This is a genomic window from Pseudomonas sp. 13B_2.1_Bac1 (genome assembly GCF_025466155.1).
In the GTDB taxonomy this organism is placed as follows: Bacteria; Pseudomonadota; Gammaproteobacteria; order Pseudomonadales; family Pseudomonadaceae; genus Aquipseudomonas; species Aquipseudomonas aylmerensis.
On record NZ_JANLOH010000095.1, the window covers coordinates 23,059 to 40,194 of the forward strand.

The 17,136-nt window shown below is 64.9% G+C and carries 12 protein-coding genes; all 12 read left to right on the plus strand.

Annotated elements, in window-relative coordinates; genetic code table 11:
• Positions 1–4 precede the first annotated feature (4 nt).
• Positions 5–1,750: a malto-oligosyltrehalose trehalohydrolase gene (treZ, locus tag NTD80_RS23685; protein ID WP_262135209.1), complete on the plus strand. Its 1,746-nt coding sequence runs from the start codon at positions 5–7 to the stop codon at positions 1,748–1,750.
• On the plus strand, positions 1,747–3,831 hold the full coding sequence (malQ, locus tag NTD80_RS23690) for a 4-alpha-glucanotransferase (protein ID WP_262135210.1): 2,085 nt from the start codon (positions 1,747–1,749) through the stop codon (positions 3,829–3,831). Before treZ ends, malQ begins: the two co-directional genes overlap by 4 nt.
• Positions 3,828–6,578, plus strand: a complete 2,751-nt coding sequence (locus NTD80_RS23695) for a malto-oligosyltrehalose synthase (protein WP_262135211.1) — start codon at positions 3,828–3,830, stop codon at positions 6,576–6,578. The genes malQ and NTD80_RS23695 overlap by 4 nt, the downstream gene beginning before the upstream one ends.
• Before the next feature lie 24 nt (positions 6,579–6,602).
• On the plus strand, positions 6,603–6,872 hold the full coding sequence (locus NTD80_RS23700; protein WP_065908120.1) for a DUF2934 domain-containing protein: 270 nt from the start codon (positions 6,603–6,605) through the stop codon (positions 6,870–6,872).
• A 120-nt stretch (positions 6,873–6,992) separates the two neighbouring features.
• Positions 6,993–9,152, plus strand: coding sequence for a glycogen debranching protein GlgX (gene glgX / locus NTD80_RS23705; protein WP_065908119.1), 2,160 nt, complete (start codon positions 6,993–6,995; stop codon positions 9,150–9,152).
• Between the two features lies 1 nt (position 9,153).
• Positions 9,154–10,152: an acyl-CoA dehydrogenase family protein gene (locus NTD80_RS23710; protein ID WP_262135212.1), complete on the plus strand. Its 999-nt coding sequence runs from the start codon at positions 9,154–9,156 to the stop codon at positions 10,150–10,152.
• Complete coding sequence (locus tag NTD80_RS23715; protein WP_065908115.1) at positions 10,149–10,907, plus strand: PIG-L deacetylase family protein; 759 nt, start codon at positions 10,149–10,151, stop codon at positions 10,905–10,907. The genes NTD80_RS23710 and NTD80_RS23715 overlap by 4 nt, the downstream gene beginning before the upstream one ends.
• A complete protein-coding gene (locus NTD80_RS23720) occupies positions 10,904–11,503 on the plus strand; it encodes a nodulation S family protein (protein ID WP_262135213.1) in 600 nt (199 codons plus the stop codon). The genes NTD80_RS23715 and NTD80_RS23720 overlap by 4 nt, the downstream gene beginning before the upstream one ends.
• Positions 11,500–12,159, plus strand: coding sequence for a glycosyltransferase (locus tag NTD80_RS23725; RefSeq protein ID WP_065908113.1), 660 nt, complete (start codon positions 11,500–11,502; stop codon positions 12,157–12,159). Before NTD80_RS23720 ends, NTD80_RS23725 begins: the two co-directional genes overlap by 4 nt.
• 179 nt (positions 12,160–12,338) lie before the next feature.
• Positions 12,339–13,109 (plus strand): PIG-L deacetylase family protein, encoded by a 771-nt coding sequence (locus tag NTD80_RS23730; RefSeq protein WP_065908112.1) that lies wholly within the window; start codon positions 12,339–12,341, stop codon positions 13,107–13,109.
• Positions 13,110–13,347: 238 nt separating this feature from the next.
• Positions 13,348–15,885: an autotransporter outer membrane beta-barrel domain-containing protein gene (locus NTD80_RS23735; protein WP_262135214.1), complete on the plus strand. Its 2,538-nt coding sequence runs from the start codon at positions 13,348–13,350 to the stop codon at positions 15,883–15,885.
• Between the two features lie 132 nt (positions 15,886–16,017).
• Complete coding sequence (locus NTD80_RS23740; protein ID WP_262135215.1) at positions 16,018–17,055, plus strand: alpha/beta fold hydrolase; 1,038 nt, start codon at positions 16,018–16,020, stop codon at positions 17,053–17,055.
• Positions 17,056–17,136: the final 81 nt, after the last annotated feature.

Sequence of the window (17,136 nt, forward strand, 5' to 3'; positions counted from 1 at the left end):
ATAGATGCCGTTACGGACTTTGGAAACCTGGCCCCACGGCGCAATCATGCTGGACGCGCAACACACGCGTTTTGCCTTGTGGGCGCCAGACGCGTTTTATGTCAGCGTTGAATTGGAAGACGGCAAATCCATCGCCATGCTGCCGCAGGCAGAGGGATGGTTCGAGACAGAAGTGAAGTGCCCCGCCGGCACCCGCTACCGCTTCAACATCGATGGAGAAATGGATGTACCCGACCCCGCGTCCAGGGCCCAGGCTGCGGACGTGCATGGTTGGAGCGTGGTCGTCGACCCGCTCGCCTACCCGTGGCGTCACAGCCACTGGCAAGGCCGCCCCTGGCACGAAGCGGTGATCTACGAGCTGCACGTGGGTGCGATGGGGGGCTATGCCGAGGTCGAAAAACACCTGCCACGCCTGGCCGAGCTGGGCGTCACCGCCATTGAGTTGATGCCATTGGCGCAATTTCCCGGCGAACGCAACTGGGGCTATGACGGCGTGCTGCCGTATGCGCCCCAGTCCTCCTACGGCACCCCCGAACAGCTCAAGCACTTGGTCGATTGCGCCCACGAGCATGGCCTCGCGGTGATCCTGGATGTCGTCTACAACCACTTCGGTCCCGATGGCAATTACCTGGGCCAGTACGCGGCCGGGTTCTTTCAGGAAGACGTGCACACGCCGTGGGGCGCCGGTATCGATTTCGACCGCCGTGAAGTGCGCGATTTCTTCCTCGACAACGCGCTGATGTGGTTGCTGGAATACCGCTTCGACGGCCTGCGCCTGGACGCCGTGCACGCCATCGACAACCCAGGTTTCCTGCAGGAGCTCGCGCAGCGGGTGCGCCAGCAGGTCGACACCGGGCGGCATGTGTGGCTGGTGCTGGAGAACGAACTCAACCAGGCCAGCCTGCTCAAGCAGGATTTCGACGCGCAATGGAATGATGACTTTCATAACGTGTTGCACGTACTGCTGACCGGCGAAACCGATGCGTACTACAGCGACTTTGCCAAGGAACCTACCGCCCAACTGGCGCGTTGCCTGGGCGAGGGTTTTGTCTACCAGGGCCACACCACCCGCCACGGCCATGAGCGCGGTGAACCCAGCGGCGATCTGCCGCCCACCGCCTTTGTAGCCTTCCTGCAGAACCACGACCAGATCGGCAACCGCGCGATGGGCGAGCGCCTGCACCAGCTGTGCCCGCCCCAGGCGCTCAACGCGGCGACCGCCCTGCTGCTGCTGTCACCGATGATCCCGCTGATGTTCATGGGCGACGAAGTGAATGCCAGCGAGCCGTTCCTGTTTTTCACCGATCACCACGGCGAACTGGCCGAAGCGGTGCGTGAGGGCCGACGCGGCGAATTCGCCGACTTTGCCGCCTTCCAGGACCCGGAGCGTCGTGACCGCATCCCGGACCCGAACGCCCTGGCCACTTTCAAGCAATCCTCCCCGGCGCTGGCCGATCACCCCCACGCCGAGCTCTACCGGCACCTGTTGAACCTGCGCCACACGCATATCGTGCCGCACCTACCCGGCACCGTGGCCTTGGGTGCGCAGGTATTGGCCGACGGCGCCGTCAGTGCGCGCTGGCGCCTGGGCAACAGCAGCCTGTTACAGATCGACCTGAACCTGAGCACCACCGCGGTGGATCACCCGGCGGCCGCCCACGTTCTGTTCCAAACGCCTGCCGAGCACGGCGCACAACTGCCGCCGTACAGCGCACGCGTGACCCTATCCCCTGTTGGAGAGCACCCTTGAGCGAAGCGAACCTGGAAATCCTCGCCAGCCGCGCGGGCCTGGCCGTCGATTGGATCGACGCAAACGGCCGCCCGCAACGAGTGAAACCCGACGCCCTGCGCGCCGTTCTCAAAGGCCTGGGCCACCCGGCCGACACCGATGCCGAGATCGACGCCAGCCTGCATGAACTGGAGCAGGTGCAACACGACAAACACCTGCCCCCCTTGATGACCATCGACACCGGCGAAGGCCTCGACCTGGCACGTTACTTCGAGCCCGATACCCTGTGCCGGGTCAACCTCGAAGGCGGCGAAAGCCTGGAGCTGCGCCTCGACGGCAACGCGGTTCTGCCCGGCGTGATCGCCCTGGGGTATCACCAGGTGCATATCAACGACCAGAGCTTTACCCTGGCCGTCGCGCCCACGCACTGCTACAGCGTGGCCGAAGCGGTGGACACCCAGCCCGCGCGCGCCTGGGGCCTGAGTGCCCAGTTGTACGCACTGCGCCGCCTGGGGGATGGTGGTTTCGGCGACACCCTGGCCCTGGAGCACCTGGCGCGCTCCGCCGCAGAACGTGGCGCGGACGCCCTGGCGATCAGCCCGATGCACGCGATGTTCAGCGCCGACACCGGCCGCTACAGCCCGTACTCGCCCTCCAGTCGCCTGTTCCTCAACAGCTTGTATGCCTCCCCGGCCTGCATCCTCGGCGAACGCGAAGTGCGCGGCGCCATCGAGGCGCTCGGCCTGGAAGATGAACTGCACACGCTGGAGCAACACACGCTGATCGACTGGCCCGCCGCCGCCAATGCCAAGCAACGCCTGCTGCGCGCGCTGTATGAAGATTTCCGCCACGGCCAGCACCCGCAACAGGCCGACTTCCTCAGCTTCCGCCAGGCCGGTGGCGAAGCGCTGGAGAACCACTGCCGCTTTGAAGCCGTGCAGGCGCAGCGTGCCGCCGCCGGCGAGGACCTCGACTGGCGTCACTGGCCGCAGGAATGGCGCAATCCGCAAAGCCCGGCACTGGTACAGTTCGCTGAAGCCAACCGCGAGGAAATCGGCTACTACGCCTTTGCCCAATGGCTGATCGCGCGCTGCCTGGAACGTGCCCAGCAAGCCGCCCGAGGCAGCGGCATGGGCATCGGCCTGATCGCCGACCTGGCGGTTGGCGCTGATGGCGGCGGCAGCCAGGCCTGGAGCCGACAGGATGAACTGCTGGCCGACCTGACCGTGGGCGCGCCGCCGGATATTCTCAACCGCTCCGGCCAAGGCTGGGGGATTTCCGCGTTTTCGCCCGAAGGCCTCAAGCGCAACGGTTTTCGTGCATTCATCGAAATGCTGCGCGCCAACTTCGCCCACGCCGGCGGCTTGCGCATCGACCATGTGATGGGCCTGCAGCGCCTGTGGGTGATTCCCATGGACGCCTCGCCGCGCGAAGGCGCCTACCTGTATTACCCGGTGGATGACCTGTTGCGGCTGCTGGCCCTGGAGTCTCACCGCCACAAGGCTATCGTCCTCGGCGAAGACCTCGGCACCGTGCCCGACGGCCTGCGCGAAAAACTCAGCGGCCGCTCGATCCTCGGCATGCGCGTGCTGCTGTTCGAACAAGGCCACGATGGCCAGTTCAACCCGATCCTCGACTGGCCGGACAACGCCCTGGCCACCACCAGCACCCATGACCTGCCGACCCTCAACGGCTGGTGGCACAGCCGCGATATCGACTGGAATATCCAGCTCGGCCTGATCGATGCGCCCACCGTGGAGCAATGGAGCGAACACCGCCTGCGCGAACGCCAGGCACTGCGCCAGGCCTTGAGCCAGGACCCGCAGAATTTCGTCGAAGAAATTCGCAATGAAACCGACCACATGATCGACGCCAGCGTGCGCTACCTCGGCCACACCCGTGCGCCGCTGGTGCTGCTGCCGCTCGAGGACGCGCTGGGCATTGAAGAACAAGCCAACCTGCCCGGCACCACCGATACCCATCCCAATTGGCGCCGCCGCCTGGCGGGCGAGGCTTCCAGCCTGCTCGACAATGCCGGCGCCGCCCGCCGCCTCGAACTGCTGGCCGTCGCGCGCAACCAAGCCTATGAGCGTGACCGATGAAAGCACTGCCCCTGCGCGCTACCCAGCGCCTGCAATTCCATAAAGGTTTCACCCTCGATGATGCGGTGCCTCTGGTGCCGTATTTCGCCCAACTGGGCATCAGCCACCTGTACGCCTCGCCGCTGCTCAGCGCGCGTGCCGGTTCCATGCACGGCTACGACGTGGTCGACCCGACCAGCGTCAACCCCGAGCTTGGCGGTGAAGCGGCGCTGCGCCGTCTGGTCGCGGCCTTGCGTGAGCACGGTATGGGGCTGATCCTCGATATCGTCTCCAACCACATGGCCGTGGGCGGCGCCGACAACCCCTGGTGGCTGGACCTGCTGGAATGGGGGCGCCTGAGCCCCTACAGCGAATTCTTCGACATCCAATGGCACTCCCCCGACCCGCTGCTCAAGGGCCAATTGTTGATGCCGTTCCTCGGCAGCGACTACGGCGAAGCCTTGCAGACCGGCACCCTGACCCTGCATTTCGATGCAGCCCATGGCGCGTTCTACGTCGAGCATTACCAACACCGCTTTCCGATCTGCCCACGCGACTACGCGTTGATCCTCGGCAACGATCCATTGCTCAAACCGCTGGCCGACCGCTTCAGCGCCCTCGCCTACCAGGACGACGCCTACGCCGAAGCCGCCTGGCTCAAGCAGGCGCTGGCCGAGCGCGCCACCGAAGTGATGCCCGCCATCGAAAGCCGGCTGGCCGAGTTCGACGGGCGCCAGCCTGAAGGCTTCAAGCGCCTGCACCAGCTGCTCGAGCAACAGACCTATCGCCTGGCCAGCTGGCGCACCGCGGCGGACGACATCAACTGGCGGCGCTTCTTCGACGTCAACGAACTCGGCGGCCTGCGCGTCGAACGCAGCGCCGTGTTCGAAGCCACCCACGGCAAGATCTTCGAGCTGATCAGTGAAGGCCTGGTGGACGGTTTGCGCATCGACCACATCGACGGCCTCGCCGATCCTCGCGGCTATTGCCGCAAACTGCGCCGGCGCGTGGATTCGCTGTCGCCGGAGCGGCACCTGCCGATCTTTGTCGAAAAGATTCTCGGCGAAGGCGAAACCCTGCGTGAAGACTGGCGCGTGGACGGCACCACCGGCTACGAATTCATGAACCAGCTGTCGCTGCTGCAACACCACCCGGAGGGCTTTGCGCCGCTGGCCGCGTTGTGGACGCAGCACAGCGAACGACCCTCGGCGTTTATCGAAGAGGCGCGACTGGCGCGCCAGCAGATCCTCAATGGCTCCCTCGGGGGTGATTTCGAAAGCGTGGCGCGGGCGCTGCTGCAAGTCGCGCGCGACGATGTGATGACCCGCGACCTGACCCTCGGTGCAATTCGCCGTGCCTTGCAGGAGCTGATCGTGCACTTCCCGGTGTACCGCACCTACATCAGCGCGCTGGGCCGCAGCGCGGCTGACGACAAAGTCTTCCAGCGCGCCATGGACGGTGCCCGCAGCACCCTCGGCGAAGGCGACTGGCCGGTGCTCGAACACCTGGAAAAATGGCTTGGCGGCCAGCCTTGGCGCCATCGCCCGGTGGGTCGCGAGCGCAAGATGCTCAAGCATGCCTGCGTGCGCTTCCAGCAATTGACGTCGCCCGCGGCCGCCAAGGCCGTGGAAGACACCGCGTTCTATCGCTCGGGCGTGCTGCTGTCGCGCAATGACGTGGGTTTCAGCACCGAGCAATTCAGCGCGCCGCTGGCCGAGTTTCATGCGGTCAACCAGCAACGCCTGCAGACCTTCCCCGATAACCTGTTGGCCACGGCGACACACGACCACAAACGTGGCGAAGACACCCGCGCGCGCCTGGCGGTGCTCAGCGAGTGCGCAGCGTGGTACGTCGAGCAGGTCGAGCAGTGGCGCAGGCTCGCCGCGCCGCTGCGCACTGACGCCAGTGCGCCGTCGGCCGGCGATGAGTTGATTCTTTACCAAGTGCTGCTCGGCAGCTGGCCGCTGGACCAGGCCGATGACTTCGAGGATTACCATCAGCGCTTGTGGCAATGGCAACAGAAAGCCTTGCGCGAAGCCAAGCTGCAGAGCGCCTGGAGCGCGCCCAACGAAGCCTATGAACAGGGCGTCGAAGCTTTCCTGTCACGCCTGCTGCTGAGCGAGGAAGGCCGTCCGTTGCGCACGGCAATCGGCAACGCGGCCCAGGTGATCGCCCCCGCCGGTGCGGTGAATGGCCTGGCGCAATCCTTGCTTCGCATCACCGTGCCGGGTGTGCCGGACTTGTACCAGGGCGACGAGTTCTGGGACTTCAGCCTGGTGGACCCGGACAACCGTCGCCCGGTGGATTTCAACGCACGGCAACGCGCGCTGGATACCCCACCGGACCCCGGCGAACTGCTGTTCAACTGGCGAGACGGGCGCATCAAGCAGGCCGTGATTGCCCAGGCGCTGGCCTTGCGCAAGGCCGATCCCGGACTGTTCCGCGCAGGCAGTTATACGCCGCTGGAAGTGCTCGGCCAACACGCCGGGCGGGTGGTCGCGTTCCACCGCGAACACCAGGGCCGCCACCTGTTGGTGGTGGTGCCGCGCTGGCCGTTTGACCTGCTTGAAAACGGTGTGCATCCCCAGATCAATGCGCAGGTTTGGGGCGATACACGGGTGAAATTACCGTTCGCCGCGCCAACTCAAAACTGGAAGGGACTTTTTCATACAGGCGCAGTCACACCAGACAAGGAGCTGTTGATCAGCGCTGCCCTGGGGGATTTCCCGGTCAATGTCTTTATCAATCCTGATGATCAAGAAAGCTGAAAATTTTCTGTGAGGAGCATTGTGATGAGTACTGAAGACAAACGCATACGCGAGCTGGCGCATCAGATCTGGGAATCTGAAGGCAAACCCCATGGGGAGGACGCACGTCATTGGGAGATGGCGCGCAAACTTGCCGAAGCCGAAGCCCTGACGCCGAGCAAGCCCAAGGCCTCGGCCAAACCCAAGACCGCGCCCAAACCGCCGGCCAAGGCCAAGCCTGCGCCACCGGCCGCGAGCAAGCCGGCAGCCCCGGCGGCGAAGAAGCCAGCGGCGCCGAAAAAGCCCAAGCCTTGACCCCCGCACCGCTTGCCGGCCCTGCCGGTAAGCGGTGATTTTTCCACCCCGATTGTCAGCTGAATATTCGTCAGCACGGCCGCGTTCGGCCCGAAAAAAGACCCTTGCAGGAGCAACACCATGAGCAAACCCCATAAAACCCCTTCGACGCCGGGCAACGAGCCGTCGCGGATTCGTGAAGGTTTGCCCTTCCCCCTCGGCGCCACCTGGGATGGACTGGGCGTCAACTTTGCGCTGTTCTCGGCCAACGCCACCAAGGTGGAGCTGTGCCTGTTTGACGACGCCGGCGAAGTTGAGCTGGAACGCATCGAACTGCCCGAATACACCGACGAAATCTTCCACGGTTACTTGCCCGACGCCCACCCCGGGCTGATTTACGGCTACCGCGTGTACGGTGCTTATGACCCGGCCAACGGTCATCGCTTCAACCACCACAAATTGCTGATCGACCCCTATGCCAAACAGCTGGTGGGCGAACTCAAATGGTCCGAGGCACTGTTCGGCTACACCATCGGCCACCCGGACGACGACCTCAGCTTCGACGAACGCGACAGCGCTCCATTCGTGCCCAAGTGCAAGGTCATCGACCCCGCGCACACCTGGGGCAATGACCAGCCGGTACGCGTGCCGTGGGACCGTACGATCATCTACGAAACCCACTTGCGCGGCATCAGCATGCGCCACCCTTCGGTCGGCGAATCGGTGCGCGGCACCTGCGCCGGCCTGATGGAAGATGACGTGCTCAAGCACATCCGCCAGTTGGGCATCTCGTCGGTCGAACTGCTGCCGGTACACGCCTTTGTCAACGACCAGCACCTGCTGGAAAAAGGCATGACCAACTATTGGGGCTACAACAGCATCGCGTTTTTCGCCCCCGACCCGCGCTACCTGGCCAGCGGCAAGATCGCCGAGTTCAAGGAGATGGTTGCGCACCTGCACGAGCAGAAGCTGGAAGTGATCCTCGACGTGGTCTACAACCACACCGCCGAAGGCAACGAGCGCGGCCCGACCCTGTCCATGCGCGGCATCGACAACGCCTCTTACTACCGGCTGATGCCCGATGACAAGCGCTTCTATATCAACGACTCCGGCACCGGCAACACCCTCGACCTGAGCCACCCGTGCGTGCTGCAGATGGTCACAGACTCCCTGCGCTACTGGGCCACCGAGATGCACGTCGACGGTTTCCGTTTCGACCTGGCGACCATCCTCGGCCGCTACCGCGACGGGTTTGACGAGCGCCACAGCTTCCTCGTGGCGTGCCGCCAGGACCCGGTACTGCGCCAGTTGAAAATGATCGCCGAACCCTGGGACTGCGGCCCCGGCGGTTATCAGGTGGGCAACTTCCCGCCGGGCTGGGTCGAATGGAACGACCGTTTCCGCGACACCGTACGTGCCTTCTGGAAAGGCGACGACGGCCAGTTGGCGGACTTCGCCGGGCGCATGACCGCTTCGGGCGAGATGTTCAACCATCGGGGTCGCCGCCCCTACAGCTCGGTGAACTTCATCACCGCGCATGACGGCTTCACCCTGCATGACCTGGTGTCGTACAACGACAAGCACAACGAAGCCAACGACGAGAACAACCAGGACGGCAGCAACAACAACCTGTCGTGGAACCACGGCGTCGAAGGCCCGACCGAAGACCCGGAAATCAACGCGCTGCGCCTGCGCCAGATGCGCAACTTCTTCGCCACGTTGCTGCTGGCCCAGGGCACGCCGATGATCGTCGCCGGTGATGAGTTCGCCCGCACCCAGCACGGCAATAACAACGCCTACTGCCAGGACAGCGAGATCGGCTGGGTCAACTGGGAGCTGGACGATGACGGCAAGGCGCTGCTCAAGTTTGTCAAACGCCTGATCAAGCTGCGCCTGGCCTATCCGATCCTGCGTCGTGGCCGCTTCCTGGTGGGCGACTATAACGAAGACATCGGCGTCAAGGATGTGACCTGGCTGTCGCCGGACGGCAACGAGATGACCACCGAACAGTGGGAAGACAGCCATGGCCGCTGCCTCGGCATGCTGATGGATGGTCGCGCGCAGGAAACCGGGATTCGACGTGCCGGTGCCGACGCCACCTTGTTGCTGGTGGTGAACGCGCACCACGACATGGTCAATTTCCGCCTGCCGTCGGTGCCTGAAGGTGAGTTCTGGACCTGCATGCTCGACACCAACCAGCCGGCGGTACGCGGCCAGGAACGGTTTGACTTTGATCACGAGTACGCGGTGACCGGCCGCTCGCTGTTACTGTTCGAACTGCAGCGTGACGAAGAGGTGTGACATGGCACTGCATGGATTCCTCCAGAGCTTCCAGGGCTACGCGGACACGCAAGACCTGGGCAAAGCGCTGAAGGCACTTCAGGAAGAAGGCCTCGACCAACTGCCGCTGCCTGGCAGCGGCGAGACCCTGGCGCGATTCAGTCGCCTGGCACAAGTGGCAGGCCACGACCTGCGCTTGTGCAAGTTGTTCGAAGGTCATACCGATGCATTGGCGATCATTGCCGAACTCGACAGCCCACTGCCGCCTCTGGGCAGCACATGGGGAATGTGGGCGGCCGAACCGCCGACCGCCAGGGTCCAGGTGCGCCAGGACGGGCATCGCTTGCGCCTGGACGGGCGCAAAGCCTGGTGCTCAGGCGCGGCAGTGGTCAGCCATGGCTTGTTGACGGCCTGGGATGAACAGGGCCGTCAGCAGTTGGTGGCGGTGCAGATGGATCAACCGGGCATCACCGTCACCAACGAAGGCTGGAATGCCGTGGGCATGGCGGCCACCGGCAGTGTCGAGGTGCTGTTTGACGGGGCCCTCGGGATTGCCGTGGGTGGTCCCGGCGATTACCTCGCCCGGCCGGGTTTCTGGCAGGGCGGCGTCGGCATCGCCGCGTGCTGGTACGGCGCCGCGCAACGCCTGGCGGAGGCCCTGCGCGAACATTGCAGCAAACGCCCGGAACCGCATGCCCTCGCCCACCTCGGCGCCGTCGACAGCGCCTTGAACGGCGCCGCCTGCGTACTGCGCGCCAGCGCCGAACAGATCGACCGCGCCCCCAAGGCTGACGCCCAGCAACTGGCCCAGCAGACCCGCGCGTGTATCGAAGAGGCTGTCGAGCAGGTCATGCGCCATGTCGGCCGGGCCGTGGGTGCGGGGCCGTACTGCAAGGACCCGCACTTTGCCCAGTTGATGACGGATCTGCCGGTGTATGTGCGCCAGAGCCATGCCGAGCGCGACCTGGCCGGCCTGGGCGAATTGGTTGCCGGCGAACCCACAGGGAGGTGGCAGTTATGAGACCCAACCCGATCGTCGGCCAGGGCACGCCGCTGCAACATTGGCAGGCCTCTAGCCTGATGGCGGAGCTGCCGCACATCAGTGTCGAAGAGCTGGTGCCCGAGGGCCATCGCGCCGTGATCATCGCTCCGCACCCGGATGATGAAGTGCTCGGCTGTGGCGGCCTGCTGCAAGGCCTGGCGGCGCTGGGCCGGCCCATGCAGCTGATTTCCGTTACCGATGGCAGTGCCAGTCACCCCGGATCCCGGCGCTGGCCGGTAGAGCGATTGAGCGTGGTGCGCCCGCAGGAATCGGCGCAGGCCCTGCACCGCCTGGGGTTGCCACTGCACAGCCTGAAATGGCTACGCGCCGGTTTCAGCGACAGCCAGGTGGCAGCACGCGAAGACGAGCTGACTGCGTTTATCCAACGCTACCTCAAGCCGACCGACGTGGTGTTCACCACCTGGCGCGAAGACGGCCATTGCGACCATGAAGCCGTTGGCCGCGCGAGCGCCCAGGCGGCCCAGGCCGTGGGCGCCACGCTGTATGAGCTGCCGGTCTGGACCTGGCACTGGGCGTCACCCGAAGACAGCCAAGTGCCGTGGCACCGCGCCCACAAGATTCCGCTGACCTGCGAAGCCGTGGCCCGCAAGCGCCACGCCATCCATGCATTCGCCAGCCAGTTGGAAGGCGATCCGCAGATCGGCTTGCCGCCGGTACTGGCGCCGTACGTGGTCGAGCGGCTGTTGCAACCTTTTGAAGTGGTGTTTGTATGAGCGTGGCCACGCCGTATTTCGATCAACTGTTCGCTGGCAACGATGACCCCTGGGCCTTTCGCCAACGCTGGTATGAGCGCCGCAAGCGCGCGCTGACCCTGGCGATGCTGACGCGCCCACGGTATGCCTCGATCTTCGAGCCCGGTTGCGCCAACGGTGAACTCAGCGCCGAACTGGCACCGCGCTGCGATCGCCTGTTGTGTTGCGACACCGCTTCGGCCGCCGTGGCCCTGGCCCGTGGTCGCCTGCTGGGCTTTGCCCATGCCCAGGTGCAACAGAGCCGCCTGCCCGAGCAATGGCCGCAGGGCCAGTTCGACCTCATCGTGCTTAGCGAGCTGTGCTACTACCTCGACGCCGATGACCTCGGCGCCCTGATCGACCGCGCCCTCACCAGCCTCGCCCCCAACGGGCAAGTGCTCGCCTGCCATTGGCGCCCGCCCATCGACGGCTGCCCGCAGACCGCCGAGCAGGTGCATGCGTTGCTGCACGAACGGCTGGCGATGCCGCTGGCTGCCCGGCATCACGAACACGACTTTCTCCTCGACCTGTGGAGCCGCGACGCGACCTCGGTCGCCACGCTGGAGGGCCTGCGATGATTGGTATCCTGATCCCGGTACACAATGAAGAAGCGCTGCTCGGCGAGTGCCTGGACGCCGCGCTGATCGCGGCCAGCCATCCAGGCCTGGCGGGCGAAGCGGTGCAGGTGCTGGTGGTGCTCGACAGTTGCACCGATAGCAGCGCCGCGATTGCCGAAGCCTTCCAGGTGCAGCGTCTGGAAGTGCAGGCACGCAACGTCGGCCACGTACGCGGGGTGGGCGCGCGGCATCTGCTCAACCAGGGTGCGCGCTGGATCTCGTGCACCGACGCCGACAGCCGCGTGGCCCCCGATTGGCTAGTCGCACAGTTGGCCTTGGGTGCCGACGCCGTGTGCGGCACGGTCACGGTGGACGCCTGGAGCGAAGGGTTCGACCCGGCCGCGCAGATCCGCTACAACCAGGCCTACCAGGCCCGCGACGGCCACCGGCATATCCACGGCGCCAACCTGGGCATCAGCGCTGGGGCCTATGTGCGGGCCGGCGGTTTCGAACCGCTGGCCTGTCATGAAGATGTGCAACTGGTGCGCAACCTGGAGCGCTGCGGCGCCTCGATCGCCTGGAGCCACTCGCCGCAGGTGATCACCAGTGCACGCCTGGAAGCGCGGGCCCAGGGCGGCTTTGGCGATTATTTGAAGAGCCTGATGCTGGCCTCTTGAAAAAAACGCCATTACTGAATGTAAAAGCGACCAAACCTTGGCTATGCTGAGGACGCCTTGCTGGCAATCCAGGGTTGGATTGCCATGCAACCACCACGACGGACCCTGTGGTGGGTAAAAAGAGCGTCGTCCCGTCAACGGAGCACGACCCAGCATCAATTGACAAGGATCTGTCACCCATGAAGCTTGCCTCATTAGGCGACGGCCGCCGTGGCCCCGCCCAAATCTGGAACAGCGCACCGCAGCTGGCGCAAATCCCGCCGATCGCCCCTCATTCACTGGTGCCTCCTGGCGCACGCGTGGTCATCATCGCCCCCCATCCCGGCGATGAAGTGCTGGCCTGCGGCGGCTTGCTGCAACTGCTCAGCACCCTGGAACACCCGCTGCAACTGATCTCCATCACCGATGGCAGCGCCAGCCACCCCGGCTCGCATGTGTGGCCGGCCAGCCGCCTGAGCGTGGTCAGGCCCCAGGAAAGCGCCGAAGCACTGCGCCGCCTGGGCATGCCGCTGCACAGCCTCAAGTGGATTCGCGGTGGCTTTTGCGATAACGCCCTCGCCGCCCGCGAACCGCAATTGAGCCAGTTCATCGCCCGTTACCTGCACCCCGGTGACGTGGTGTTTTCCACCTGGCGCAACGACGGCAATGACGACCATGACGCCGTCGGCCGTGCCAGCGCCAAGGCTTGCAGCCTGGTAGGCGCGCACCTGTATGAAGTGCCGATCTGGGCCTGGCACTGGCCCGCCCGCGAAGGTGCGGTGATCCCCTGGCAGCGCGCGCGCAAGGTACGCCTGGATACGTGGAGCGTGGCGCGTAAACTCCACGCCGCCCACGCGTATGCCAGCCAATTGGCCGGCGACCCACAGATCGGCCTGGCGCCGATTCTCGCCCAGGTGTTGTTGGAGCGAATGCGCGAACCCTACGAGATCGTGCTGCCGCCATCCTTCTGACTCGTCTATACCTGTTATTTCTAACACTGGCGCCCTGTCCATACACGGCTATGCTGCAACAGGACTGTGCCGCTTGAAGCGCAGTCGAGAAAGCCATGCCAACCTGTTGCATTGGCCGGTGTTTTCGAACAGGTGACCGGTATTTCCTGATCTGTATCGTGCATTTCGTTGTCATGGTCTGGCCCGCGCCTGCCGTTGCAGGTGCCGGGGCAATTATCCCCTCAATCGAGGACGGATCATGCGCACACGGACCTTTGCCTGGCTCTACCTGGTCGCCCTGGCAGCGACGCCACTGAGCTCTTACGGGGCCTGCGTCATCAATAACACCGCCGGCGACGACACCTCTGCCTGTGACAGCGGCACCGCGCCGGGCTTTACCGACACTGGCGGCAACAACACCCTGAATCTCTCTGCCACCGGCCGTATCACCGGGGCGGTGACCTATGGCGCCGGCAATGACCTGGTGGATGTGGAAGGCCCGAGCGCCGGGATCGACGGCAACTTGAACCAAGGCGACGGCAGCAATATCTTCCGCCTCAACCTGGGCAGCATCACCGGCTCGGTGACCCAAGGCTCGGGGAATGATGTGGCGCAGGTCACCGGCGGGCAGGCCGGCGCGATCATCCAGGGTGCAGGCATCGACAGTTTCTCCATGAGCGGCGGCACCATTGCCTCATTGGCCCAGGGCGACGGGCGCGATCAGTTCTTCATGAGCGGTGGCACGATCACCGGTGCGTTCGAGGACGGCGACCAGGCACTGATGAGCGGCGGCACCATCGGCCGGGTGGACATGAAGCTCGATAACAACATTTTCGATATGCGCGGCGGCACGATCATCGGCAACCTGGTGACCGGCTTTGGCGAAGACACCATCCTGGTCTCGGGCACCAGCCTGATCGGCGGCAACATCAGCACCAGTGGCGGCGCGGATATCATCACGGTGACCGGCGGCACCATCAACGGGCAGATCCTGGCCAGTGCCGGCAATGACCTGTTCAGTTGGATCGGCGGCGGGCAAATCCGCGGGCCCATCCTGATGGGCAACGATAACGACACCGCCCTCCTGCAAAACCTGACTGAAACCCAGCTGTCATCCACCGCTTTGATCGATGGCGGCACGGGCACCGACACGCTGACGTTCGACAATACCCAGGCCAGCACGCCCGGACGCTATGCCAACTGGGAACAGGTGATACTGGACAACAATGCCCGCTTCACACTGGGCGGCACTTTCGTGCTGGGCGATGCCGACACCGGCACCGGCACGATGTCGGTCAACGGCAGCAGCACGCTGCTGGTCAATACCGGGGTTATCAGTGCGTTCACCGCTGGCCAGCTGGTGACCGTGAACAACCGTGGCCTGATCGACATGACCAGCGGCAGCGCCATCGCCAGCGACACGCTGACCGTGAATGGCAACTACAACGGCAACGGCGGTGGGCTCGCGCTGCAAAGCGTGCTCGGCGCCGACGGTTCCCCCAGCGATAAACTGGTGGTCAGCCAGGGCACCCTCGGCGGCACTACCGCGATCAGCGTCAGCAACCTGGGCGGGGCCGGCGGCGCTACGCTGCAGGACGGCATCCAGGTCGTCCAGGCCATCAACGGCGCCAGCGGCAGCGGCACCGCGTTCAGCCTCGCAGGGCCGGTGTCCGCCGGGGCGTTCGACTATCGCCTGTTCAAGGGCGGCGTATCGGCCGGCACGGCGGAAAACTACTACTTGCGCTCCACCGTCCCCGTGACGCCGGCCGATCCCGTCCTCGTGCCCGTGCCGGGCCCCGGCGAGCCGCCACTGCCATCCAACCCCGGGCTGACCCCGATCCCGATCTACCGCCAGGAAGTGCCGATCTATGCTGCGCTGTTTCCGGCTGCCGACCAGATCGTGCGGGGCATGCTGGGCACCTATCACCAGCGCATGGGGGACCAGGACCAGCCACAACCGGTCGGTACGTTCCCGGCGGGTTGGGGACGGGTATACGGCAGCAGCAGTCGCCAGCATTCCGCCGGGACCGTCAGCCCAACGCTGGACAGTTCGGTCACGGCTTTCCAGGTCGGCAGCGACGTCTACGCCAGCAGCGGCGACAGCGGCCAGACCCAGCGCGCCGGTTTTTTTGTCGGCCACAGCACCCTCAGGGGCAACGTCAAAGGCTTCAATGGCGGCTGGGAAGACCGCGACGCCGGCAAGACCACCTTGCGCGGTGACAGCCTGGGGCTCTATTGGACGCTGATCGGCGCCAACCAGGCTTACCTCGACCTGGTCATGATGGGCACCCGCTTCGATGGCAACAACGCGTCGGATCGCGGGGTGAAAATGGATACCCAGGGCCACAACGTAAGCGCATCCGCCGAACTCGGCTGGCCGTTCGCGCTGGTCAACAATTGGGTGGTCGAGCCCCAGGCCCAGGTGATCGTCGGCAAGACCTGGCTGGACAAGCAAAACGACGGCATCGCCGATGTCTCGTACGATGCCGACACCCGCATTACCACGCGCCTGGGCGTGCGGCTGCGCGGCCAGTACACGGTCAGCGGCCTGCCACTGCAGCCCTATGTGCGCGCGAATGTCTGGCACTCACGCGCCGGGACTGACACCGTCACCTTCAACGACGCCACGGATATCGACACCGAGCAGAAGTCCACCACCCTCGACCTGAGTGCCGGCGCTACGCTGGAGGTGGCCAATGGCGTGAACCTGTATGGCGAAGTCGGCTGTGACCGCAACCTCGACAGCAACCTGTTCAACGGGCGCCAAGGCACCTTGGGCGTGAAGGTGGCCTTCTAGGTATGTATCGCACTGTGTACGCGACCGGCAGTGATACACAGCGTTTGATTCGACGGGTTTCCTGAAACAACCCAGATACAGCGCAACGTTCAACTGAGCATCAGGCACACATCAAGCCGTAGGAGGCTCGCCATGCACGCTCAGTTGAACCGTCGCCCCACACGTCACCCGCTGTTCCTGGCCCTGGCCCTGGTGTCCTTCGGTGCCAGTGGCCTGGCGCAGGCCGAAATGCCCGAGCCGCTCGCGCGCGCCCCGGTTGCGAGCCCTCAGGCAGGCTTGGGTGCGCTCAAGCACATCAAGGCCGGGCAACTGGAGGTGGCCTACGCTGAAGTCGGCCCGGCCACTGGCCCGGCGGTGATCCTGCTGCACGGCTGGCCCTACGATATCGACAGCTACGCACAGGTTGCCCCGCTGCTCGCCGCCAAGGGCTATCGGGTGTTGATCCCTTATGCGCGAGGTTATGGCGGCACACGCTTCCTCGCGGACACGACCCTGCGCAACGGCGAACCGGCGGCCTTGGCCCGTGATGTGATCGACTTCATGGACGCCCTGCACATCCAGCAAGCCGTGCTCGGTGGCTATGACTGGGGCGCGCGCTCGGCGGATATCGTCTCGGCCTTGTGGCCAGAGCGGGTCAAGGCGCTGGTGTCGGTGAGCGGCTACCTGATCGGCAACCAGGCCGCCGGCCAGACCCCGCTGCCGCCCAAGGCCGAGTTGCAGTGGTGGTACCAGTTCTACTTCGCCACCGAGCGCGGCGCCGCCGGTTACCAGAAAAACACTCACGATTTCGCCAAGCTGATCTGGCAACTGGCCTCGCCGAAATGGGCGTTTGACGACGCCACGTTCGCACGCAGCGCCAAAGGCCTGGACAACCCCGATCACGTCGCCATCACCGTGTTCAACTACCGCTGGCGCCTGGGCCTGGTGCAGGGCGAAACCCAATACGCCGGGCTGGAGCAGCAACTCGCCCAGGCCCCCGCCATAGGCGTGCCGACCATCACCCTCGAAGGCGACGCCAACGGCGCCCCGCACCCGGCGCCCGAAGACTACGCCAAGCGCTTTACCGGCAAGTATGAGTTCCGCCTGGTCAAGGGTGGGATCGGCCACAATCTGCCGCAGGAAGCCCCTGAGGCATTTGCCAGGGCGGTGATCGATGCGGACCACCTGTGAGGCGCAACCTTTCGCTATCGCCTTTACGACATCGCGAAGGGTGATGACCTACCGCACCTGTAACGCGCCCCCAACGGCCAG